We start from the raw sequence: 587 nt of genomic DNA on the forward strand, positions 1-587 counted from the left end.
TGGAATGTGCGGCAATATTTTCGCCGCATCAACAAACACTGCATGGCCACCAGTTGGATATTGGATTGGAATTCCCCCCTCCCGCAGACGCTCGCCCAAGTATTGCACCTGACTGATTCGATAATGCAGGAAGTCTTCATCCGCGCCCTCATACAAGCCACGGGCTAAAGCCTCCATATCGCGCCCAGCCATGCCACCATAAGTGACAAAACCTTCCATAGGAACGCAGCGCGTTTGCACCGCTTGGAACAACTCTTGATGATCACGAATACAGCACATGCCACCAATGTTCACCATTGGATCTTGCTTGGCAGACATCGTGAGCATATCGCCGTATTGATACATTTCACGAATGATTTCCAAAATCGACTTGTCAGCGTAGCCTTCTTCACGCTGTTTGATGAAATAAGCATTCTCACAATAGCGAGCCGAGTCAATCACCACTGGGATATCGTATTTGGTGGCAATTTCGTACACGCTGCGCATGTTTTCCATCGATACCGGTTGGCCACCCGAGCTGTTACACGTCACTGTCGTGATGATGGCGCAGATGTTCTTCGAGCCATGCTCTTCAATCGTTTCTACCA

The 587-nt window shown here is 49.6% G+C and carries 1 protein-coding gene; it reads right to left on the reverse strand.

Features of this window, described 5'->3' with window-relative positions:
- Positions 1-587 (reverse strand): tryptophanase (locus R7R78_RS28035; RefSeq protein ID WP_225474843.1); only part of this gene is annotated, 587 nt, incomplete at both ends.

The organism is Vibrio sp. 2134-1, from assembly GCF_033339495.1.